Origin of the sequence: Henriciella marina DSM 19595 (assembly GCF_000376805.1) — a bacterium.
Classification (GTDB): Bacteria; Pseudomonadota; Alphaproteobacteria; order Caulobacterales; family Hyphomonadaceae; genus Henriciella; species Henriciella marina.
In genome coordinates this window covers 501672-522434 of sequence record NZ_AQXT01000002.1, presented here as the reverse complement: position 1 = coordinate 522434, position 20763 = coordinate 501672, and the positions used below count along the sequence as shown (strand labels likewise).

At 60.1% G+C, this 20763-nt stretch carries 22 protein-coding genes; 12 read left to right on the top strand and 10 right to left on the bottom strand.

The features are described from left to right. Positions 1 to 36: 36 nt before the first annotated feature. Positions 37 to 1509 carry an Asp-tRNA(Asn)/Glu-tRNA(Gln) amidotransferase subunit GatA gene (gene gatA, locus F550_RS0102625; RefSeq protein WP_018146974.1) on the bottom strand — a complete coding sequence of 491 codons (1473 nt, stop codon included), beginning with the start codon at positions 1507 to 1509 and terminating at the stop codon, positions 37 to 39. Positions 1510 to 1676: 167 nt separating this feature from the next. Between gatA and F550_RS0102620 the strand changes: the two genes are divergently transcribed. Together F550_RS0102620 and F550_RS0102615 are read left to right on the top strand one after the other, a co-directional pair. Further along, positions 1677 to 2126 carry a DUF6491 family protein gene (locus F550_RS0102620; RefSeq protein ID WP_156807801.1) on the top strand — a complete coding sequence of 150 codons (450 nt, stop codon included), beginning with the start codon at positions 1677 to 1679 and terminating at the stop codon, positions 2124 to 2126. Positions 2127 to 2255: 129 nt separating this feature from the next. Further along, entirely contained in the window at positions 2256 to 2696 is a 441-nt protein-coding gene (locus F550_RS0102615) for a DUF6491 family protein (protein WP_018146972.1), read from the top strand. 58 nt (positions 2697 to 2754) lie between these two features. On the opposite strand, the gene gatC is transcribed toward F550_RS0102615, so the two are convergent. After that, entirely contained in the window at positions 2755 to 3042 is a 288-nt protein-coding gene (gene gatC / locus F550_RS0102610; protein ID WP_018146971.1) for an Asp-tRNA(Asn)/Glu-tRNA(Gln) amidotransferase subunit GatC, read from the bottom strand. A gap of 79 nt (positions 3043 to 3121) precedes the next feature. Between gatC and ruvX the strand changes: the two genes are divergently transcribed. Genes ruvX through pyrC form a run of 4 tightly spaced genes read left to right on the top strand, consistent with a single transcriptional unit; the run spans position 3122 to position 6773 of the window. Next, on the top strand, positions 3122 to 3580 hold the full coding sequence (gene ruvX / locus F550_RS0102605) for a Holliday junction resolvase RuvX (RefSeq protein WP_018146970.1): 459 nt from the start codon (positions 3122 to 3124) through the stop codon (positions 3578 to 3580). Continuing rightward, the gene (locus F550_RS0102600) at positions 3577 to 4503 is read left to right on the top strand and encodes an AEC family transporter (protein WP_018146969.1); all 927 of its coding nucleotides are present in this window, start codon (positions 3577 to 3579) and stop codon (positions 4501 to 4503) included. Before ruvX ends, F550_RS0102600 begins: the two co-directional genes overlap by 4 nt. 54 nt (positions 4504 to 4557) lie before the next feature. Further along, positions 4558 to 5505 (top strand): aspartate carbamoyltransferase catalytic subunit, encoded by a 948-nt coding sequence (locus F550_RS0102595; protein WP_018146968.1) that lies wholly within the window; start codon positions 4558 to 4560, stop codon positions 5503 to 5505. Further along, complete coding sequence (gene pyrC, locus F550_RS0102590) at positions 5502 to 6773, top strand: dihydroorotase (protein WP_018146967.1); 1272 nt, start codon at positions 5502 to 5504, stop codon at positions 6771 to 6773. The genes F550_RS0102595 and pyrC overlap by 4 nt, the downstream gene beginning before the upstream one ends. Here pyrC and F550_RS18325 read toward each other — a convergent pair. Further along, entirely contained in the window at positions 6770 to 7345 is a 576-nt protein-coding gene (locus tag F550_RS18325) for a TetR/AcrR family transcriptional regulator (RefSeq protein WP_018146966.1), read from the bottom strand. The genes pyrC and F550_RS18325 overlap by 4 nt on opposite strands. A gap of 137 nt (positions 7346 to 7482) precedes the next feature. On the opposite strand from F550_RS18325, the gene plsY reads away from it, so the two are divergent. The 6 genes from plsY to rsmA all read left to right on the top strand — a co-directional run bounded on the left by plsY (position 7483) and on the right by rsmA (position 14725). Continuing rightward, positions 7483 to 8094, top strand: a complete 612-nt coding sequence (gene plsY, locus F550_RS0102580) for a glycerol-3-phosphate 1-O-acyltransferase PlsY (protein ID WP_018146965.1) — start codon at positions 7483 to 7485, stop codon at positions 8092 to 8094. Continuing rightward, on the top strand, positions 8091 to 9164 hold the full coding sequence (gene dprA / locus F550_RS0102575; RefSeq protein WP_018146964.1) for a DNA-processing protein DprA: 1074 nt from the start codon (positions 8091 to 8093) through the stop codon (positions 9162 to 9164). The genes plsY and dprA overlap by 4 nt, the downstream gene beginning before the upstream one ends. Before the next feature lie 119 nt (positions 9165 to 9283). Next, the gene (locus tag F550_RS16630) at positions 9284 to 11485 is read left to right on the top strand and encodes an LPS-assembly protein LptD (RefSeq protein ID WP_083910896.1); all 2202 of its coding nucleotides are present in this window, start codon (positions 9284 to 9286) and stop codon (positions 11483 to 11485) included. Positions 11486 to 11607: 122 nt separating this feature from the next. Further along, the gene (locus F550_RS0102565) at positions 11608 to 12852 is read left to right on the top strand and encodes a peptidylprolyl isomerase (protein WP_083910895.1); all 1245 of its coding nucleotides are present in this window, start codon (positions 11608 to 11610) and stop codon (positions 12850 to 12852) included. Positions 12853 to 12888: 36 nt separating this feature from the next. After that, positions 12889 to 13899 (top strand): 4-hydroxythreonine-4-phosphate dehydrogenase PdxA, encoded by a 1011-nt coding sequence (pdxA, locus tag F550_RS0102560; RefSeq protein ID WP_018146961.1) that lies wholly within the window; start codon positions 12889 to 12891, stop codon positions 13897 to 13899. Continuing rightward, positions 13889 to 14725: a 16S rRNA (adenine(1518)-N(6)/adenine(1519)-N(6))-dimethyltransferase RsmA gene (gene rsmA / locus F550_RS0102555; RefSeq protein ID WP_018146960.1), complete on the top strand. Its 837-nt coding sequence runs from the start codon at positions 13889 to 13891 to the stop codon at positions 14723 to 14725. Before pdxA ends, rsmA begins: the two co-directional genes overlap by 11 nt. A gap of 24 nt (positions 14726 to 14749) precedes the next feature. On the opposite strand, the gene F550_RS0102550 is transcribed toward rsmA, so the two are convergent. The 7 genes from F550_RS0102550 to fabG all read right to left on the bottom strand — a co-directional run bounded on the left by F550_RS0102550 (position 14750) and on the right by fabG (position 20738). Beyond that, positions 14750 to 15661, bottom strand: a complete 912-nt coding sequence (locus tag F550_RS0102550) for a class 1 fructose-bisphosphatase (RefSeq protein ID WP_018146959.1) — start codon at positions 15659 to 15661, stop codon at positions 14750 to 14752. 63 nt (positions 15662 to 15724) lie between these two features. Next, positions 15725 to 16378 carry a guanylate kinase gene (gene gmk / locus F550_RS0102545; RefSeq protein WP_018146958.1) on the bottom strand — a complete coding sequence of 218 codons (654 nt, stop codon included), beginning with the start codon at positions 16376 to 16378 and terminating at the stop codon, positions 15725 to 15727. Beyond that, entirely contained in the window at positions 16368 to 17255 is an 888-nt protein-coding gene (locus F550_RS0102540; RefSeq protein ID WP_018146957.1) for a YicC/YloC family endoribonuclease, read from the bottom strand. Before F550_RS0102540 ends, gmk begins: the two co-directional genes overlap by 11 nt. Continuing rightward, positions 17252 to 18289 carry an endolytic transglycosylase MltG gene (gene mltG / locus F550_RS0102535; RefSeq protein WP_018146956.1) on the bottom strand — a complete coding sequence of 346 codons (1038 nt, stop codon included), beginning with the start codon at positions 18287 to 18289 and terminating at the stop codon, positions 17252 to 17254. Before mltG ends, F550_RS0102540 begins: the two co-directional genes overlap by 4 nt. A 60-nt stretch (positions 18290 to 18349) precedes the next feature. Continuing rightward, positions 18350 to 19639, bottom strand: a complete 1290-nt coding sequence (fabF, locus tag F550_RS0102530) for a beta-ketoacyl-ACP synthase II (RefSeq protein ID WP_018146955.1) — start codon at positions 19637 to 19639, stop codon at positions 18350 to 18352. 12 nt (positions 19640 to 19651) lie between these two features. Beyond that, positions 19652 to 19888: an acyl carrier protein gene (locus F550_RS0102525; RefSeq protein ID WP_018146954.1), complete on the bottom strand. Its 237-nt coding sequence runs from the start codon at positions 19886 to 19888 to the stop codon at positions 19652 to 19654. A 109-nt stretch (positions 19889 to 19997) separates the two neighbouring features. Further along, entirely contained in the window at positions 19998 to 20738 is a 741-nt protein-coding gene (gene fabG / locus F550_RS0102520) for a 3-oxoacyl-[acyl-carrier-protein] reductase (protein ID WP_018146953.1), read from the bottom strand. Between the last annotated feature and the right edge of the window lie 25 nt (positions 20739 to 20763).

The following is a 20763-nucleotide window of genomic DNA, read 5'->3' as shown; positions in this document are numbered from 1 at the left end:
AAATTGCGGTGGCCGCCGGTCGACATGACCTCGAGCCTACCACCACTTCTCCGGCTTCGCCACAAAGCCAGCGGCCTCTTCAAGTGCACCAGCCACGCGGAAACAGGTCGCTTCGTCCAGAGCCTTGCCGATGACCTGCAGACCAAGCGGCAGGCCCTGACTGTCCAGCGCGGCTGGCACCGAAATGCCCGGCAGACCCGCAAGGTTCGCCGTCACCGTGAAGATGTCATTGAGGTACATCTGCACCGGGTCGGCCTTCTCGCCATAGGCAAAGGCCGCCGATGGGCAGGTCGGCGTCAGAAGGGCATCACATTGCTCATACGCATCCATGAAATCATTGAGGATTTTCTTGCGGACTTTCTGGGCGCGCAGATAGTAGGCGTCGTAATAGCCAGATGAGAGCACATAGGTGCCGATCATCAGGCGGCGCTGAACCTCATTGCCAAAGCCCGCAGAGCGCGAGCCCTCATACGTATCGACCAGATTACCGCCCTGAACGCGCGTGCCGTAACGCATGCCATCATAGCGCGCGAGGTTGGACGAGGCTTCAGCTGGCGCGACGATATAGTAGGCCGGCAGCGCATATTTAGTGTGTGGCAGGGAGACATCGACGATCTCGGCGCCTTGCTGCTTCAGCCACTCAACGCCCTGGCTCCACAGCGCTTCAATCTCTTCTGGCATGTTGTCGACACGGTACTCTTTCGGAATACCGATCTTCATGCCTTTGACGCCCTGTTTCACACTCTCGCGCCAAGCCGGGACGGGCTCCGGCAGAGAGGTCGAATCGCGCGCATCATGCCCGCACATCGCTTCCAGCAGGATGGCGCTATCCTCGACCGTCTTGGCGATCGGCCCGGCCTGATCCAGCGAAGAGGCAAAGGCGACCATGCCATAGCGGCTGGCGCGCCCATAGGTCGGCTTGATGCCCACCATGCCGGTAAAGCTCGCAGGTTGGCGGATCGAACCGCCTGTGTCGGACGCTGTGGCCCCAAGACAGAGGTCCGCAGCCACAGCCGTTGCCGACCCGCCAGAAGACCCGCCCGGCGTCAGTGTCTGGTTAGAGCCATTGCGGCGCCACGGATTGGCCGGCGGGCCGAAACGGGATGTCTCATTGGAGGAGCCCATGGCGAACTCATCCATGTTGAGCTTCCCCAGCATGACCGCGCCGCGATCCCAGAGCTGCTGGGTCACGGTCGACTCGTAGGTCGGCGTGAACTCGCCAAGGATGTTGGAGCACGCGGTCGTGCGCACACCCTTGGTGCAGTAGAGATCCTTCACACCCAGCGGCGCGCCTTCGAGCGCCCTCGCCTCACCCGATGCGATCCTGGCATCGGCGGCATCTGCCATCTCAAGCGCCTTCTCAGGCGTCTTCACGACATAGGCGTTCAGCGTGTCGTTGGACGCCTCTATCTCCTTGATGAAAGCCTCGGTCAATTCGCGCGACGAGAAAGCCTTGCTGGAGAGACCATCCAGGGCGGCAGCGAGTGTGAGTTTCGGCAGGTCAGTCATCTGGCAATGATCCACATACAGAGGTTTGCGCCTTCGTAGGCTGGCCCGGCTGGAGAGTTCAAGCCCCGGCAACCGAAACGCGTCATTTGAAACATTTCAGGCGCACATCCATTTTAGTGTATGAAACCGGGCGCACTCAAGCACCGGTTGTGATTTCGGAGGTTTGATTGAAACAGAACATTTTGAAAGCAGCGCTACCGGCAAGCGCCCTGTTCGCGATTGTCGGTTGCTCGACCGCAACGGATAAGGCGTCCAATGACGCACAGGCCTGGCGCGAAGATGCCCGTCTGGGCGAGCAGGTCGACAGGGTCTGTTTCGCCTCGAACATCGACAGCTTCCGTATGGCGACGCGCAACAGTGTTATTGTCGAGGAAGGCGTGAATGACGAATACCTGATTGAGACGGCTGGCAACTGTTATGATCTGGATCGCGCAAACTCGCTCAGCTTCGACACGTTTCCCGGCGCCAGCTGCGTGACAAAGGGCGATTCGATCTACGCCTATGACAGCGTATTCGGACCCGACCGGACAGATATTCCACCGGCACGCTGCCCAATCCGAGCCATTTATGAGTGGAATGAGGACGCCGCTGAAGACGTTGCCGACGATCAGGACTAGCCATTTGTACGCCAGTTCGATCCAGGCCCTGGCTTGGAGCCAGAACGAAATCTTTGTGCATCCGCTTTGATACTTGCCAACTCTAGGCTATACTAGCGGTTGAACTCGCAAGCGATGAGGAGTTATCCCATGAAGATCTTCGCAATGATCGGCGCAGCAACTGCTGCAGCTACGATGTTTGGTGCCGCGGCATTCGCTGAACCGCCAAATGCGGGACCGGATGACTATCTCAGCGATGTGCGGCTTGGTGAACAAGTCGACCGCATCTGCTTCCGTGACCAGATCGATGACTTTCGGGAGGGCACGTCGATGACGGTCATCGCGGAGCGCGGTGCAAAAGACTATCTGATCGAAACAACCCAAGAATGTGATGAGCTTGATGGCGCGCATACGGTTGTTCTGGACGGCACATTTGCCGGCGGGCGGTGCGTCACAACTCGTGATCGCATATCGGCACCCCAAAGCTATTTCGGAAGCGATGCGGGCAGCGCATCCCGTCGGTGCCGGATCAATGCGATCTATGAATGGAATGAAGACGCGCTGAGCACAGAGGTCGCGTCAGTCGACTGACGCTTGCGCGACATCTACCAGAGAAGCCCGCAGCCTGGACCGGCCCTGCGGGCTTTTTCTATTCGACTGACTTCGGAACGACGAAGAAGCCGTCTTCGCTCTTCGGCGCATTGGCCAGGACCTGGTCCTGGATGTTGCCATCGGTCACGACATCGTCGCGCATCGGCAGGGTTGCGTCGACAACAGAGGTCATCGGCTCGACGCCCTCGACATCGACCTCGTTCAGCTGCTCGATCCAGCCCATAATGGCGGAGAGTTCGTTTGCCAGCGGCTCCAGGCGATCCTCGCTCACGGCAATGCGTGACAAGCGGGCAACCTTGCGGACATCTTCCTTCGTGACACTCATGCGCTCGTCTCCAATCGACAGATGCAGGCGATACGCGCTAGACAGGGCAAATTCAAGAGATGGGGGCACCCTGCGTCACATGGCAATCATCGATCTTTTCGATCTGCCGGCCTCGGGCCCGCTCGTAGGCATTGATCCCGGCTCCAAGACACTTGGCATTGCCGCCTGCGATGCTGGCCGGCTGATAGCCTCCCCTGTCGAAACCATTCGCAAAGGCCGCAAGCTCGGCCCGTCGCTGGATCGGCTCTTCGAGATTATTGACCAGCGGCGCACAGTCGGTCTCGTTCTCGGCCTTCCGCTCAACATGGATGGCACAGAGGGCCCCCGCGTCCAGTCCGCCCGCGCGCTCGCCAGAAACATCGTCGCTCGCCGCGATATTCCCATCGCCTTCCAGGATGAGCGCCTGACCAGCTCAGAAGCCGAACGCGCCATGATTGCAGGTGACCTGTCGCGCGCTCGCCGGGCCGAGCTGATCGACGCGTCAGCCGCCGCCATCATCCTGCAGACCGCCATCGACCGTCTGGCCAACGCTTCATGAGCGCCTTTCTTGCCGCGCTGGTCCCGGTTATCCTGATCACGGCGTTGGGACGCTTCCTTGGCTGGCGCAAGGTCATCGCAGATGATGGCTGGCGCGCGATCGAGCGTCTCGCTTATGTGCTGCTCCTTCCAGCTCTCATTATCCGAGCGCTCGCCAAGGCCCCCTTTGAGGAAGCGCCGTGGAAGCTGATGGTGGTGCTGATCCTTGCCCAGTGCCTGCTCGGCGCGTTCGCCCTGCTTGCGCGTCGCTGGCCAGGCATACGCCGGCCTGAAATCGGGTCGATCATTCAATCCAATGTGCGCTGGAACACGTTTGTCGCCCTCTCCATCGCCAGCGCGCTATTTGGCGATGAAGGGCTCGCGCTTGTCTCCATCGCGGCAGCGGCCATGATCCCGGTAGCAAACATATTGAGCGTCACGGCCCTCACCAGTCATGCAGAACGCGGTGACCTGCCAAAGCGCAACCCGGTTACAGAACTTGCCCGAAACCCTCTTATCATTGCCTGCATCATCGGCGGCGCCCTCGCCGCATTCAATATCGAGATTCCCGAGCTTCTCGACCTCACAATCGATCTGCTTGGACAAGGCACCATAGCGCTCGGTCTTCTTGCTGCAGGCGCCGGTATGGATGTCGCTGCGCTTGGGCGCTCAGGCGTGAAGACAGTGACATGGTCGCTTGTCCGCCTTATTGGCCTGCCGCTGCTGGCCATCTCTGGCGCGATCGCGCTCGGCGTCTCAGGCACATCGCTCGCCATCATCATGATCAGCGCAGCGGTTCCAACCGCGACCAGCTCCTATATTCTGGCGCGCCAGCTTGGCGGAGACGCACCGCTCGCGGCCAATCTGATCGCGATGCAAACGGTGCTTTCGGTCGCCACCATGCCGCTCATCTGGTTCACGTGTCTCAGCCTTGGGCTGTTCTAGCCCTTGCCCGCCGTCGGAATCGTGCCTAAACCGCCGAAAATCGAGAGGCAGCGCATGTCCATTCCGGGCTACAGCTACGAGTTCAAACACGACCATCTGTTGAGCATTGAGGATTTGTCCCGGCTCGACATCGAACACATTCTCGATCTTGCCGAAGCGTTCGCAGAAGAAACCCGCGCGGGCCGGCGGCCTGAGCCGCACCTGAAGAACATGACGGTGATCAATCTCTTCTTCGAAAACTCGACCCGGACCATGTCCAGCTTCGAGATTGCCGCAAAGCGCCTTGGCGCCGATGTCGTCGCCATGCCCGTTGCCGCATCCAGCGTCAAAAAGGGCGAGACGCTGATCGACACGGCGATGACCCTCAACGCCATGGCACCCGACGCGATCGTGATCCGTCATTCTGCCTCTGGCGGGGTGAAGCTACTCTCCCGCAAGGTTGATTGCGCCGTCATCAACGCAGGCGACGGCACACATCAGCACCCAACCCAGGGCCTGCTGGATACGCTGACCATCCGCCGCGCCAAGGGCCGGATCGAAGGACTAAAAGTCACAATCTGCGGCGACATTCTGCATTCGCGCGTCGCACGCTCTACCACGCTGGCGCTGCATCTTCTGGGGGCCGAAGTGACCCTCTGCGGACCGGCCACGCTTCTTCCCTCCGGGACCGAGCAGTGGGGCGCGGCCCATACGACCTCGCGCTTCGATGAGGCGATCGAGGGAGCTGACGTCGTCATGATGCTGCGCCTGCAGATGGAGCGCATGAATGGCGGCTACCTGCCGAGCCAGCGCGAATATTTCCGCAATTTCGGCCTCACAATGGAGCGCCTGCGCAAGGCGGCCGAGGACGTCACCGTCATGCATCCCGGCCCGATGAACCGCGGGATAGAGATTGAGAGCATCATTGCAGACAGCAAACACTCTGTGATCACAGAGCAGGTCGAGATGGGCGTGGCCGTCCGCGAGGCGGTGCTGAAACTGCTGGCGGGGAGACGCGTATGAGCCGGACCCTCATCACAAATGCCCGCCTGCTCTGCCCGGCGTCAGGGCTAGATGAGCCGGGAAGCCTGCTGATCGAGAACGGCGAGATCGCAGAAATTGGCAAGGTAGACGGCGACGCAGACGTCACAATCGATGCGTCGGGGCTTTGCCTCTCGCCCGGGCTCGTTGACCTTCGCGTCAAGACCGGTGAGCCCGGCGCCGAGCAGCGCGAAACGCTTGAAACCGCCTCCCGTGCAGCCGTCTCCGGCGGCGTAACGAGCATGGTCGTCATGCCGGACACCTCGCCCGTCATCGATGATGTCGCTCTCGTCCAGTTCATCGCAAACCGGGGCCGTGAAACCGCAAAGGCCCGCATCTATGCTGCCGCTGCCCTGACAAAGGGCCTTAAAGGCGAGGCCATGTCCGAGATCAGCCTGATGCAGGGCTCCGGCGCGGTCTACTTTACAAATGGCGACTGGCCGGTCGCCGATACGTCGGTCCTGCGCCGCACCATGGCCTATGCGGCAAGCTGCGATGTCATGGTCGCAAGCCGCGCGGACAGCTATTCCCTCTCTGCGCGCGGCGTCATGAATTCTGGCGCGAGAGCTGCCCGGATGGGCCTTGCAGGCCTGCCCCGGGAAGCTGAGTGGATCGGGCTATCCCGGGATCTCCTGCTCGCCGAGACGACCGGCTGCCGCCTCCTCGTCGATCAGGTGTCCACCGCGCGCAGCCTTGAGATGATCAGGGACGCGCGTGACCGCGGCGTTGACATCTTTGTCAGCGTTGCCGCGCACCATCTTTTCTTCAACGAGACCGATGTCGGCGACTATCTCACCTACTGTAAGGTCAATCCACCCTTCCGCGGCGAGGATGACAGACAGGCCCTGATCGATGCGCTGGCTGCTGGAGAGATTGACGCTGTCGTTTCCGCGCATGATCCACAACCGCCCGAAGAAAAGCGCCTACCCTTCGGGGAAGCCGCTTTCGGCGCGGCTGGTCTGGAAACGGTGCTATCGGCTCTCCTGGTACTGGTTCAGGATGAGAGGCTGAGCCTGCTCGACGCGCTCCGTCCTGTCACATCTTCGCCGGCAAGTCTTATCGGTGTGCCTCAGGGCCGGCTCGCGGCCGGTCTGCCAGCTGACCTGATCCTGTTCGACCCGGACAAGCCCTGGCACTGCGAACGTGAAGATCTGCTGTCGCGCTCGCTGAACTCGCCATTTGATGGCCGCCGCATGGTTGGCCGGGTCATGCACACGATTATTGGCGGAGAAACCGTCTTCCAGCGTTAGGCAGGCACGATTGAGAGCAACTCGCTTTCGAGCTCGCTGAGATCGATTGTGAGGCCGCGCGAGAGGACATCAAATTCAATCCCCCGGCAGTACCGCACGAGCCGTTCAGACATAGCCTCACCATCTGAAACGCCGAGACGGACAAGCGCAGCCGCAAGATGCGCTGGCAGCAAGACGGCCCAGTCGGCCACTTCCTGCTGAAGCATCTCGTCGCGCTGCGCATAAGCCACCATGGCGTATTCGATACGGGCAAGATCTGACCGCTCAGGCGAGGTGGCAATCAGCATGATCAGGAACTGGGCGACATCACGCACGGATCGAAGCGGCCGGGCCTCCAGCGCGCCTTCGAGCCCCGTCCGATAGTCGTGCATATACAGCCTGAAAGCATCAGACAGCAGCGCATCGATCGTGTCGAAGTGATAGGTGATCGTCCCAGGTGAGACACCTGCCTCGCTGGAAACCAGCCTGTGGGTAATCCGGTCGGCGCCCCAGTCAGGAATGAGATCGAGCGTCGCCTGCAGGATCTTGTCCCGGGCTGGCGTGTCTTGAACGGCGTCGATTTGTCTGGTCATCACAGCGCCATCCTATAGCACCCACAGGAAAAGCGATGGTTAAGGGCCTCTACGCGTTTTGCGCTGTGCCTTGACCTCCCCGCAAGAGACGCACAAAAGACCCGTCCGCCGATGGCTTTCAACCGGGACGATACGACATGGATGGATTTCCTTTCCTTATCGCAGCGCTGGGCGGCTATCTGCTTGGCTCCATCCCCTTTGGCCTGTTCCTGACGCGCGCCGCAGGGCTGGGCGACATCCGGGAAATCGGTTCAGGCAATATCGGCGCGACGAATGTCCTTCGTACAGGCCGCAAGGACCTGGCGCTCGCCACCCTACTCCTCGACAGCTTCAAGGCAGGCCTCGCCATTGTCGGCTTTGCCGTGCTTTTCGGAGAACGCAATGTCGGCCTGATCGCTGGCGTGTTCGCCTTTCTGGGACATTGCTATCCGGTCTGGCTTCGCTTCAAGGGCGGCAAGGGCGTCGCCACTTATGCTGGCCTCCTTCTTTTCGCGTCGCCGCTCGGGTTTCTGGTCGCTGCGCCCGTCTGGTTTGCCGTCTTTTTTCTGTCGCGTATCTCGTCGCTCGCTGCGCTGACGGCAGCTTCGCTCGTTCCGCCCGGCGCTTTCCTGCTTGGTGAAACACGCTTTGCAGTCGGTGTGCTGGTCGCGCTCAGCTTGCTCGTCTTCTTCACGCACCGGGCGAACCTTTCCCGACTTATCAAGGGGACGGAGCCAAAGTTCGGCCAGAAGAAAAAGGAAGCCGAGTGAGCCTCGGTCTGGACGACGAGGCCCGCATCGCGTGGCTTGCGCTCGCAAGGGCACCGCAGGTCGGCCCGGTCACATTCTTCCAGCTACTCGCCAGATATGGCACGCCGCTGGAAGCTCTGTCACGCGCAGGAAATCTCCGCGCGGACAAGGATGCCGCCCGCCATGAGATCGAGGAGACCCACCGGCTTGGCGGCGCCATTCTGTGCACAGAAGACAAAGCCTATCCGGCGGCCCTCGGAGAGCTCTCGCCGCCCCCACCCGTCCTGACAGTCTTTGGCGACCAGACGCTTCTAACGCGCCCAGCCATCGCCATCGTCGGGGCTCGCGACGCGTCAGCCGCCGGTCGCAAGATCGCCCGCGAAATGGCAGCAGCCCTCGGCGAGGCTGGACTTGTCGTGGTCTCAGGTCTTGCGCGTGGCATCGACGGCGAGGCGCATGCCGCAACGCTCCGCACCGGGACAATCGCCGTTCTTGCGGGCGGCGCTGACCAGATCTACCCACCGCAGCACGAAGCACTCTACAGGGAAATCTGTGAGACCGGCCTCGTTGTTTCGGAGCGCGCAATTGGCCGACGCGCCACTGCTCAGGATTTTCCAAGACGCAACAGGATCATCACCGGCCTTGCTGTTGGCACCGTGATCATCGAGGCAGCCGAGCGCTCAGGCTCGCTCATCTCTGCGCGTATGGCAGGTGAACAGGGCCGAGAGGTCATGGCAGTGCCCGGTTCGCCCCTGGACCGGCGATCGGCTGGCAATAACCGCCTCCTGAGAAACGGCGCCACGCTGGTCCGACATGCCGAAGACGTTATCGAAGCCATCTCCGGTCAGATCGATGGGCTAGATGTGCGGTATCATCCGACACTGCCACTGGACCCGCCAGACACCGCCGAGACACCCGATGACAGCCTCGCAGAGCGTATCTTTGAAGCGCTCTCCCCAACCCCAATTCCGATCGCCGAAATCGCGCGCGCCAGCGGCTGTACCGCCCGCCAGTGCGCCGCTCGTCTGATGGAACTGGAGCTTGAGGGCCGCGCCATCACGCATGCGGGTGGACTGGCGTCCCGAGTATAGTTAACAGCTTCAACTTGCGCTGGTTGTGCAATTCATGAAAAGTCCCGAATGCTGACGTGAAATGATGGACGCGCCACGGGACTGCGCTTATGCGAACTGGGTGAACTGAGGGAGGCGGAATGGCCTGGAGATTGATACTTGCGACGCTGCTAATGGCGGCTCCTGCAGCTCCAGCAATTGCTCAGGACGCGACCGAGACCAAGGATGTCGAGCGTCAGGCGGTCGAAGTTGAAGATCGCGTCGTCCTCGATGCCGACAATGCCTACGTTCTCGAGAATGAGAATCTGGTTGTCGCCGAAGGTAATGTCCGCGCCGAGTATGAAGGCCGCGTCCTCACCGCTGACAGGCTGACCTACAACCGCGAAACCGGCCGCGTCAGGGCGTCGGGCAATATCGTTATAACCGAGCCGGACGGCACCGAGCGTTTCGCCGAAGAGATCGAGACAGATGCCCGTCTCGCCAACGGCTATGCTGCCGGCTTTTCGCTTCGCTCGATCGCGGGCGAAACTGCTGCGGCCAATACCGCCGAGCGCCGCAACGAAACCATCACTGAGCTAGACCGCGCAATCTTCACCGCCTGTGAGCTTTGTGAAGGCCAATCGACACCGACATGGGCCATTCGCGCCCGCAAAGCCGTCCTCAACGAAGAGACGGGTATGTATACCTATCGCGACGCCGTCTTCGAGATTGCCGGCGTACCCGTGGTCTATTTTCCGTACTTTTCGCACCCCGATCCGAACGCTGAGCGACGGTCCGGCTTCCTTGTGCCCCGGTTTGGTGCCTCCACGAAATACGGCGCCTTCCTCCAGCCCCGCTATTACTGGAACATATCCCCCTATCAGGATCTTGTCGTTGCGCCGGCCTTCTACACCAAGATTGATCCACTCCTAGAGTTTGACTATCGCAAACGGTTCTATTCAGGCGACGTCAACGTCAACTTCAGTTTCACCAATGAAGCGCGTTTCGATGACGATGGTGAGCGCCTGAACAACAAGGCGTTCCGCGGGCATTTGTTTGCTGACGGCCGCTTCAGAATTTCTGATGAATGGGACTGGGGCTTCGCGGTCGAAGAAGTCACCGACGACCTTTACACGGATCGTTATGATATCAGCGGCGAAAATGACCGGCGCGGCATCTATTACAGCCAGCCCAAAACGCTCCTGTCGCAGCTCTACACGCAGGGCCAGTCACACAACTGGTACGTCGATGCGTCTCTGCAGACCTTTGACAACCTTCAGGCGCAAGGCCTGCGAGAAGACGCGATCGCCGACGTCCTGCCGCTTATCAACTCGCAGTATGATCTCGATCTTGGGAAGTATGGCTTTGTCAGTCTAACAGGCTCGGCCGCCTTCCTCGAACGCGTGGCAGGCGCTGATAGTCGCCGGGTATCGACGGGGGTCGACTGGTCGACACAACGGATCATCCCTGGCGGTCTCATTGTTGAGCCATTCGCAGAAGGCCGGTTCGACTATTACGACCTGAATGACTTCCCGACGGTCGATGAAACGTCGACGATCACCCGCGGCCTTGGCGCTGCGGGCGTCAAACTTTCCATGCCGTTCTATCGGCCAGGCAAATGGATCGACCTCCTTGTTGAGCCGATCGTCATGGGTGCCGTCGCGTCTGGCTCTCCCAACGACGATCCGATCCCGATCGAAGACGGCGCTTATTATGAACTCGACACCGCATCCCTCTTTGATGCGAACGCGCAGGCGGGATACGACCTCTATGAAGGTGACCAAAAGATCGGCGCCGGTATTTCCGCCGTCGCGCGCTGGAAAAACGGATTTGAAGTATCCGGGCTTGTCGGCAGACGCTGGCGCAGCGAGGACGACAACGCTTTTGATGTACCCAGCAACCTCGACGGCACGGTCAGTGACTGGCTCGCCAGCTTCTCGGTCGATGTCACAGAGAATTTCAGCTTTGACGCAAAGCTTCGTCTCGATGATGACAGCCTGGCGCTGAACCGTCTGGACACCGCGCTTGATTTTAACCTTGAGCGGGCACGCGCCAAAGCGGTCTATTACCGAATAGACGAAAGCATCACTCGGTCAGGCATCCGTCAGGAAGGCGTTTTCCTGCTTGGCGAAGTGAATGTCACGAACAATTTCCTCGTCCTCTTCGAGCTGCAGCGCGAGTTTGAGCAGAACCTGAATATCCGGCAGGCGCTTGGCATCGCGTATGAAGATGACTGCTCGCGTTTCGAACTCGTCTATGAGCGACAAGGCACGCAAAACCGTGAACTTGGCCCATCGGAATCAATCGTTTTCCGCTTTGGCTTCAAGACGATCGGCGAGCTTGGTTCACGTAATTTCGACTAGGGCACGGTGGACAGGAAACCAGCTTCACTGAACCCGGCCCGTTGCGTGAGACCCGTCGAACGGTATGCTCCGCACCGAACCGGGAAATTGGATTGTCTCCTGCGTCACCTTGGAGGTTTGCGATGATGAAAACTCTTTTGGCATCCGCAATGGTCGCCGTTACAGCTGGCTCATTTTCCGCGCCTGCTGTGGCTCAATCAGAACCACAGACGATCGAAGGCATTGTCGCCATCGTCAATGACCAGCCGCTATCCTATAGCGATGTCCGGGAGCGCGCGAGCCTTTTGCTTCTGACGCTTGGCGCTCAACAGCCGACACAGGAACAGATCCAGCAGGTTACCTCGCAAGCGCTCGATGAGCTTATCGACGAAAAGCTCCAGCTTCAGGAGGCGTCCGAATACGAAGTCGAAGTTTCTGATGAGGACATCAATCGATCCATTTCGGACATGGCTCGCCAGTCCGGTCTCGATCGTGATGGCCTCGTCAATGTCCTGCTTTCGGCTGGCGTAAATCCGTCCAGCCTTGAGGACCAGATGCGCGCAGAGATTGCGTGGCGGCGGATCATGGGCGGCCTGTACGGCTCGCGGATCCGAATTTCGCGCAACCAGATCGACGAAGCGCTTGAACAGCAACGAGCCTCCCTGACGAAGGTACAATATCATCTGGATGAGCTGTTCCTCTACGCCCCAAGCGAAGAAGAAAAAAGGCAGGCCCTTCGCGGCGCCGCGACGATCATAGAACAGCTTGAAGCCGGGGCGCCTTTCTCCCTCGCAGCGCAGCGGCTCTCTTCTGCCCCTACTGCCGCGTCAGGCGGTGATATGGGGTGGGTGTCGCTCGAGGATATAGATCCACTCGTGGCAGAAGTGGTCCAGGACATGGACACGACGGGTTTTTCCGAGCCGATCACCGTGTCCAATGGAATCTATCTCATCAATTATAAGGGCAAGCGAGACCCTGACGAAGTTGAAACCCGCGTTGACCTTGTTCGCCTTGCTGTCACCGATGGTTCTGAAGACGCCCTTCGCGAAGCGGCGAGCAGCGCCAGCAGCTGCGAAGAAGCAGTAGATGCAGCGAGCGGCAACGCAAATCTGGACGCCGCCGAAATCACGGATGTGCGCATTGAAGACCTCGGCGTCGAAGGTCAGAACATGATCAACGAAGTCGAGATCGGCCAACCTACCCAGGTTTTTTCCGCGTCCGGCACGCTTGCCGTCATGTATGTCTGCGATCGCCGCCAGTCCGGTGCCGCGTTGCCGACGCGCGACGAGATGGAAGACCGTCTCTTTGCCCGTGAGCTCTCGATGATTTCCGAACGCTCGCTGCGCAATCTGCGCCGTGATGCGACCATCATCCAGCGTGGCAGCTAGACCGAAGCCCGTGCCCATATTCAGGCCCTACGCTTCATGACAACATCTGATGACCTGCCGCTCGCCGTCACCATGGGCGACCCGGCCGGTTGCGGGCCACAGATCACGCTGCGCGCCTGGCAGACGCTCTCGCGCGATGCTGGCGCATCTCCCTTCTACGTCATCGCGGATCCGGCGCTTTTCGGAGACGACGGCGAAACCATTGGATGTCCGGCCGACGCTGCCAGCGTATTTGCCAGCAAGCTGCCCGTGATCCCGCTCTCCGGCTCGCTTCCCGAATTCACGACCGGAACCCCGGATCGCGCCCTTGCGCCCGCAATCCTTCAAAGCATCGATCGCGCCATGGCGGACACGTTTGCTGGCCGCGCGAGCGCCGTTGTTACCAATCCGATCTCGAAGGCCGTTCTTTACGCGGCGGGTTTCCCCCATCCAGGCCATACCGAATATCTTGCTGATCTCGCGCACAAGCAAACGGGCGACGTGACCCCGCCTGTGATGATGTTGGTCGGCGGCGGCCTCAGAGTGGCGCTCGCGACCATCCACGTACCTCTGATGCGGGTCCTGGATCATCTGACCGCCCCAAAGCTTGAGCACGTTATCAGGACCACAGCACGCGCCATGATGCGCGATTTCGGCATCAACGCGCCTCGCATTGGGCTGACCGGCCTCAACCCGCATGCCGGCGAAAGTGGCACGATTGGTCTGGAGGAGCGTGACATCATCAACCCGGTGGCAGACCGCCTCAGCGCCGAAGGGATAGACGTCAGCCCTGCCCGGCCTGCAGACACCATCTTCGCTGAAATGCTGGATGGCCGGTTCGATGCCATCATCGCGATGACGCATGACCAGGGTCTCATCCCGGTCAAGACGCTGGACCTCTGGGGCGGGGTCAACACGACACTCGGCCTTCCGGTCATCCGCACCAGTCCCGACCATGGCACGGCCTATGATGCAGCCGCAGCGAATACGGCCCGCCCTGACAGTCTGATCGCCGCCATAAGCCTCGCCAGCAAAATGGCCGCACAGCGGGCTCGCCATGACCGGTGACACACCTGAACTAACGCCGGGTCGTGCCTGGAAGGCGCTTGGACAGCATTTCCTGTTCGACCCCGATATCCTGCGCCGGACCGCTCTTGCAGCTGGTCCAGTAGAAGGCCGTACCGTTATCGAAGTGGGGCCCGGCCCAGGCGGCCTCACCCGCGCCCTGTTACAGGAAGGCGCCGGCAAACTCATCTGCGTCGAGGCGGACGAACGCTTTGCCATCGCCCTCGAAGACTGGCCTGAAGCTCAAGAAGGCCGCCTCCACATTTACCAACGCGATGCCCGCAAGATAAACTGGTCCAGCCTGATCGAAGAGGTCGGCGGCGCTGCTCCCGCCATGATCGTCGCGAATCTTCCCTACAATGTCGGCACGCCGCTGCTCATCGACTGGCTGAAGACAGGGGACTGGCGCGGAGAGATGGCGCTGATGTTCCAGAAAGAGGTCGCTGAGCGTATCGTCGCCGGGCCGGGCAGCCCGCACTATGGCCGCCTTGCGGTCATCACCCACGCTGTCTGTGACGCGCACATCGCCTTCACCCTTCCGCCTGGCGCCTTCCAGCCTCCGCCGAAAGTCGATAGCGCGGTCGCCGTCCTGACGCCGCTACAGCCAGACCAGCGCTTTGAGGATCTCGGCACGCTTGAGAAAGTCAGCACTGCGGCTTTCGGCCAGCGCCGCAAGATGCTTCGCGCCAGCCTTAAACCGCTCGCCAAAACACGCGGCCTGGATGCAACCGACTGGCTTGAAACCTGCGGGATCGACCCGACTGCGCGCGCCGAAACGCTGACGCAGGAAGAGTTCAGATCACTCGCAAGACACCTTGCAACCGCCTAGCCACGAAGCCTGAAAGTGGATCGATCAGGCTTTCCTGGCCGCCTCGACAGCGTCAATCTTGGCTTTCTCACCAATGAAGACCGGCGTCTTCTGGTGCAGCGTCTCGACCGGAACCTCCAGCAGTGAGCGCTCGCCATCCGTCGATGACCCGCCCATCGCCTTGATCAGGAACGCCATCGGAATGGCTTCATAGACAAGCCGCAGCTTGCCCTCTTCATAGCCCTTGATGTTGGCGGACGGATACGCGAAGAGGCCGCCCTGAAGCACCATCCGCTTCATGTCGGCCACCATGGATGCATACCAGCGCATATTCTGCGGCTTCTCACGTCCACCCTTGGTGTCGAAGAGGCAGGCATAATGGCGTTGCAGCCACTCATCCCAGACGGTCTGGTTCTGGGCGTTGATGGAAAGAATTTCGGCCGATGGCAGGCCTCCTTCAATCGGCAGGACCGACCAGTCGCTTCCGTCGAAGATGCCGCCATACACCTTGTCGCCATCTGCGAAATAGACTTCCAGATTCATGCCGAAGACAAAAAATCCGCCGCTGACGATATTCTTGCCGTTGAAGTCGGGGGCGGTTTCGGCATTCTCGAAGATCGCAAAGATGGCACCAGACGGGATGCCGACGAGGGCTGATTTCGACCCGTCGAGCGGATCGAGCGCGACGCTGTAAGGTCCGTCGGAAATCTTGTTCAGTCCGGGCCGTTCCTCAGAGACAACATAGCGGACGTTGCCGTCTTCTTTCAGCGCATTGAAAAAGGCTTCATCAGCGATCACGTCCATCTCGATCTGGTCGTCTCCGGACTCATTGCTCGACGTCGCGAATTTCAGGCCAACGCCCTTTTTCAGCTCGGCATAGATTTCTTCAGCCGCCGAAAAGAGCGCGGCATAGATGCCATCCATATTTTCTAGCTGGCTCTGGAAGCTTTGTGACATCTGCTTTCGAACTCTCTGATTTTATTATGTTTGATTAGGCATATCGCGGCGTGGAAGGGGGCACTAGGCCTCGCCCATCAACTCACGCACATGGTCTTCCAGGCTCAGCTGACGAAGTCGCTTGAGGCGCTCAACCAGCAAGATTCGCTCCAGCCGGTGATACGCAACGTCGAGGTCATCATTGACGATGGCATAATCATAGCGCCGCCAGTGCCGCATCTCCGCGCGCGCGTCCCGCATGCGGCGCTCAACAATCTCGTCGGTCGACCCGGGCCGCGCCGACAGCCGGCTTTTCAGCGCGTCTATGCTGGGCGGCAGGATAAAGACAGAGACCACGTCGCGGGGCATCTGATCGTGAAGGGCATCTGCGCCCTGCCAGTCCACATCGAACAGGACGTCATGACCGGTCTCGAGCAGGCGCTCAGTATCTGCGCGCGGCGTGCCATAGAGATTGTCGAAGACCAGCGCCCATTCGAGGAATTCGCGCCGCGCAATCATATCGCGGAAGTCTTGCCGGCTCTTGAAGTGATAATCCTTGCCATCGGTCTCGCCAGGCCGGGGTTCGCGCGTCGTTGCCGAAACCGACAGCTTGATATCCTGAAATTCTTTCATCAGACGGCGGGCGAGCGTGGTCTTGCCTGCGCCAGATGGCGAGGAAATCACCAGCATCAGGCCTCTGCGTTCGCCTGCATCTTTGGGGTGGCCGCTATTCGACATTCGCTGCCTGCTCCTTGAACTGGTCCACCAGCCCTTTGAGCGCGAGTCCCGCATTCGTCAAATCGAGGCTGGCCGATTTTGAGCAGAGCGTATTGGCCTCGCGGTTGAACTCCTGCGCCAGGAAGTCGAGCTTGCGTCCGATTGCGCCGCCCTCACTGAGCAGCCCCCGCGCGCTGGTGATGTGCGCGCGCAACCGGTCAATCTCCTCACGCACATCTGCCTTGGCAACCGATAGCGCAATTTCGGCGGCCATGCGTTCGGCATCGACCTTGTCGCTGGCCTCCAGCTCTGCAAGCTGCTTTTCGAGCCTGGCCGTCAGTAGCTTGGGCTGCTCGCCGGCAACACTCTCGGCCTTGGCAACCAAAGCGTCCATCTCATTCAAATAGCCTGCCATCATGGCATCCAGCGCGCCGCCCTCGGCTAGACGAGCTGCCTCGAGATCGGCAAGGCATTCCTTGGCCGCCTCGCCTAGTATCTCGACCGTCTCATCGCTGGCCAGCGTGCGCGTCGATTGGCTACCGGTTTCCACGACCCCCTTGATGCCCATCAGCGTCGCAATAGCGCCGAGGTCAGCTGCATGGCCGGAGGCGGTCTCGAATGATCTCAATAGCTGCTGCAGGGCATCGTGGTTGACGTTCAGCGTCTCAGCCGACCCTGTAAACTCGATCCTGAGCCCGATCTGGATGTTGCCCCGTGCAAACCGCTTCGATGCGGCCTGCTTGATCAGGCGTTCGAGCGCCTCGAACCCGCCGGGGACGTTCACACGCACATCGAGAGAGCGCCCGTTGACGCTCTTCGCCTCGAAGGCCCAGCCGCCCCAGTCTGCTTCGCCGGAGACACGGGCGAACCCCGTCATGGAGGAAACATTGCCGCTCAATCCTGGCTCCGTTCGCGCGCAATTTCTTCGCGCTCATATTGCCGATAAGCCGCAACATTGCGATTATGCTCTCTGAGTGTTTCGGCAAAGGCGTGACCGCCCGTCCCGTCAGCGACAAAGAAGATGTAATCTGTTTCCGGCGGGTCAAGCACAGCGGCAATCGCGTCGCGGCCCGGATTGCAGATCGGGGTCTTCGGCAGACCATCGATCTCATAGGTGTTCCACTCGGTCACGCGGTCGAGCTCTGATCGATAGAGCGTGCGGCGGACCTGCTTGCCGTTCAGCATCCGATAAAGCGGCTCACCCTTCGACACCCCGTAAATCACGGTCGGATCGCTTTCGAGCCGCATCCCGCGGCGCAGCCTGTTGGTGAAAAGGCCGGCGACAAGCGGTCGTTCCTCGGCGCTGCCGGTCTCTTTTTCAACGACCGACGCAAGGATGATTGCTTCCTCCGGCGTCGAAACAGGCAGATCATCGGCGCGCTCGGCCCAAAGGGCCTCCACAAGCTCGTCCTGGGCCTCTTCCATGCGTTCTATCATCGCGGTGCGCGACCTCTCGGCCGAGAAGATATATGTGTCCGGCAACAAAGTACCTTCTCCGATCTCACGATCCGGCATGTCGCCTTCCAGTTCTGCATGGTTCTCGACAATACGCAGGATCTGCGCCGTGGTCAGGCCTTCAGGCACCGTGATGCGATAGGTGATGACATCGCCGGAGACGAACAGATCCAAGATAGAGGCAACGCTGGAGCTTGGCGGGATGGCATATTCCCCAACCTTGATAGCGGCCTGCTGGTCGGAAAAGCGCGCGTGCAGCTTCATGACGTCAGCCTTGCCGATGATGCCGTCGTTTTCAAGACGCTGGGCCACTGCGCTAACCGAATCGCCGCTGCGCACTTCAAAGACTGCACTTTCAGCAAGCGGTCCTGGCTTCGAAATCTCGTTCTGTAGCCAAAGCCAGCTTGCGACGATCGCGACAGCAGCGAGGCCGACAAAGACAAATCCGAACGCGAAAAGCGCCTTAATGAACCGCATATCCAAGCCCCCGCTCAATCAAGCTCATCCTACCTTGCCTGAGCTTTGACAATTAGGGAACTAGTCGACCTGTTTGAGGATGAGGCAGGCATTGGTGCCGCCAAATCCGAAAGAGTTCGACATCGCCGCGCGGACTTTGCCCTTTTTCGCAGTGTGCGGAATGAGATCGATCGGCGTGTCGACGCTCGGATTGTCGAGATTGAGTGTCGGCGGCATGATCTGGTCGCGCAGCGCAAGGGCGCAGAACGCCCCCTCAATGGCCCCAGCTGCTCCAAGCAGGTGGCCGACGGCCGACTTCGTCGACGACAGGGACAAGTTCTTCGCATGATCGCCAAACAGGCGTTCGACAGCCCCGATCTCGCCCTCATCGCCTTTTGGCGTCGACGTGCCGTGTGTGTTCACATAATCGATGTCGGTGACGTCTAGACCTGAATGGCCAAGCGCCATCTTCATGGCCCGGTAGCCACCTTCGGAGCCTTCGGCCGGCGCGGTGATGTGGTAGGCATCCCCAGTGAGGCCATAGCCTGCCACTTCGGCATAGATTTTCGCGCCGCGCGCCTTTGCGTGCTCATACTCTTCCAGCATGAGGATCGCAGCACCCTCGCCCATGACAAACCCATCGCGGTCCTTGTCGTAAGGGCGCGAGGCCTTCTCGGGCGTATCGTTGAAATTGGTCGACATGGCCTTTGCAGAGCAAAAACCGGCAATACCGATTTCACAGATCACAGCTTCTGAGCCGCCCGCCAACATCAAGTCGGCGTCGCCATATTTGATGAGCCGTGCCGAGTCGCCGATAGCGTGCGCACCTGTTGCACACGCCGTCACCACGGAATGGTTCGGACCCTTGAAGCCATGGCGGATAGACACCTGGCCGGAGGCCAGATTGATAAGTGCCGAGGGAATGAAGAACGGGCTGACCTTGCGGGCGCCCTTCTCACGAAGCGTGATCGACGTCTCGTAGATCGACTGAAGACCACCAATGCCGGAGCCGATCATGACACCGGTACGCTCTTTGTCTTCTTCCGTCTCCGGCACCCAGCCAGAGTCGGCCACAGCCTCGTCCGCTGCAGCGAGCGCATAGAGAATGAACTCGTCTATACGGCGGCGCTCCTTGGGAGAGGCCGCCTTGTCGGGGTCGAATGAGTGCGGATCGTCCGCACTGCCGCCGCCGCGGCCGGTGCCGTCATTCCAGGGTACCTGGCAAGCGATCTTGCAGGGCACGTCCTTTGTATCAAACAGATCGATGGGACCTGCTCCAGACTTGCCTGCGAGCAAACGCTCCCACGTGGCCTCGCGTCCGCTAGCCAGCGGAGAAACGAGACCAATCCCGGTAATGACGACACGGCGCATCAGCTAACCCTCTTAAGAGACGTGGGCCTTGATGTGGGTGACAGCGTCACCAACGGTACGAATGTTTTCCTGAACATCGTCAGGAATTTCAATGTTGAACTCTTCTTCGAAAGCCATGACCAGCTCGACCAGGTCGAGGGAGTCTGCGCCGAGATCGTCGATAAAGCTCGCCGATTCCGCCACTTTGTCTGCTTCTACGTCGAGATTCTCGACTACGATCTTTTTAACACGCTCGAAAACGTCAGACATGGAAACCTCTCTCATGATGTCTGATGGGAAGACTGTTACGTCTTAGGTTGCCCGTTAGCACACTGATAAAGATAACGCCAAGGGCTGCAACTGTTTGGGTGACCCGCGGTCAGATCATTGCCATGCCGCCATTCACATGCAGCGTCTGGCCTGTAACATAGGCCGCTTCTGACGATGCAAGATAGACCGCGGCTGCAGCAATGTCGCTTCCCTGACCCAGTTTTCCTGAAGGAATCTGGCCCAGAAGCGCCTCTTTCTGACTGTCTGGCAGCACATCTGTCATCGGCGACTCGATAAATCCGGGCGCAATACAGTTTGCGGTAATGCCCCGGCTGGCGACTTCCTGCGCCAGCGATTTGGTAAAGCCGATCATGCCTGCCTTGGAGGCGCAGTAATTGGCCTGACCTGGATTTCCAGTCACGCCGACAATCGAGGTGATGCCAATGATGCGGCCATACCGGCGCTTCATCATGCCCCTGACAACCGATTTGGTCAGCCGGTAATAAGAGCCAAGATTGACGTTCAGCACCTCGTCCCATTCGTCGGGCTTCATCTGCATGAGAAGCTTGTCGCGGGTAATGCCTGCATTCGCGACCAGAATGTCTAGCTGGCTGCCGGCGGCCTCTTCGGCGCGGCTGACAAGGCTATCGACCGAATCTGCATCAGAGAGGTTGGCCGTTACGACGACGCCCTCACCTGGCAGGCCCGACTTCACCTCTTCCAGCACACTTTCGCGCGTGCCGGACAGGGCAACCTTAGCACCAGCTTCGGACAGCGCCATCGCAATCGCGCTGCCAATGCCACCGGAGGCCCCGGTCACTAGCGCTGTGCGTCCGCTCAGATCAAACATGCGGCTCTCATCCTTCCTTCTTGCG